General features: G+C 65.0%; 2 protein-coding genes. One reads left to right on the forward strand and one right to left on the reverse strand.

The genetic code is table 11. The annotated features are described in order from the left end of the window. Positions 1-833: NAD(P)/FAD-dependent oxidoreductase (locus WBQ44_RS21595; protein ID WP_495568711.1), on the forward strand; the 833-nt coding region annotated here is incomplete at its 5' end. 4 nt (positions 834-837) lie between these two features. Here WBQ44_RS21595 and WBQ44_RS21600 read toward each other — a convergent pair. Further along, a partial coding sequence (locus WBQ44_RS21600; protein ID WP_495568712.1) for an IclR family transcriptional regulator occupies positions 838-1,549 on the reverse strand: 712 nt, incomplete at its 5' end.

The following is a 1,549-nucleotide window of genomic DNA, read 5'->3' on the forward strand; positions in this document are numbered from 1 at the left end:
ACCCGGAGAAGCCGATCTACGACGTCGCCGGCTTCGCTGCGATCAAGGGACAGGAACTCGTCGACTCCCTGTATGCACAGGCGACGCAAAGCACCCCGACCCTCTTGCTGGGACGCACCGCGACCACGCTCGAGTCACGCCAGGGAGGGGTCGTGATCACCGCGGACAACGGAACTGTCGTCGACGCCAAGGCAGTGCTCGTCACCGGCGGTGTCGGCAGCTTCATCCCGCGCGAGCTACCCGCCGGCTCCGAGTTCGCCGGCCGTGGACTGCGGTACTTCGTTCCCCGCCTCGACGAACTCGCAGGTCAAGATGTCGTGATCGTCGGTGGTGGCGATTCCGCGATCGACTGGGCACTCGGTCTCGAGCCCGTCGCGGCGTCCGTGACACTGGTGCACCGTCGGCCCGCTTTCCGTGCTCACGAACGCAGCGTCGCGCTGCTCGAACAATCGACGGTATCCGTCATGACGCCCCACGAGGTGGTGTCGGTGAGCGGAGACGACTGGATCACCGGAGTCACCATCCGCAACAAGCAGGATCCCGAACCGGTCGAATTGAAAGCGTCCGCCGTTGTGGCCGCGCTGGGATTCATCGCCGACCTGGGGCCGTTGGATTCCTGGGGCCTCGAGCAGGACAAACGCCGTATCGTCGTCGGCCGTGACATGCAGACGTCGATTCCCCGAGTGTTCGCGGCGGGCGACATCAGCGAGTACCCCACCAAGGTGCGGCTGATGAGCGTCGGCTTCGGCGAAGCCGCATCGGCGGTGAACAACATCGCGCCGCTGATCGATTCGACATTGTCGACAACGCCCGGTCACTCGTCGGACAGATAGAGGTCTAACCGTTGCCGAGCGCCGACGACAGGTGCTCGGCAGCGCGCCGCAGGGCATCGATGTTGCGGTCGACTTCGTCGTCACCTGCATTCGACGTCGCCACGAGGGCAAGAGCCGCCACGACACGATCAGACTGGAACACCGGAGCCGCCAGCGTGCGGAGCCCGTTCACGACGGGCGATTTCACCGATACGCCGATCTCTCGAATACGACTCAGTTCCTTCGCGAAATCCGGATCCGACTGCATCTCTCGACGCAGCATCGGAACCTCGTCCTCGGGCAGGTAGGCGCAGAACACGCGGCCCTGCGCCGACGCCGTCGGCGATAACCGAGCCCCGAGCCGGACCGCCACTCGCGCAACGTGTTCGGTGTTGTCGTTCGATGCAACGACGATGGGACTCTCCCCGTCCCACACGCTCAGGACCACAGTCTCCTGCACTTCGCGCAGCAGCTGCTCCATGAACGGTTCGGCAAGCTTGATCACGGGAAGGCCCGACCGCGCCGCTGCAGCCAACGTCAAGACCTGCGGGCCCAGCGAATACACCGACTCGGTGGGGTCGTACCGCAGCAAGTTGGCTGCGCGGAGCGCCTTGGTGTAGCGATGGGCCGTTGCCTTGCTGGTACCGAGTGCCGCAGTGATCTCGTTGAGTGACAACCTCGGCCGCGCCGGGGTGAACGCGGACATGATAATCGCCGCCCGCTCGACAGCCTGAATC

This window comes from Rhodococcus sp. (in: high G+C Gram-positive bacteria), from assembly GCF_049591685.1.
Classification (GTDB): Bacteria; Actinomycetota; Actinomycetes; order Mycobacteriales; family Mycobacteriaceae; genus Rhodococcoides.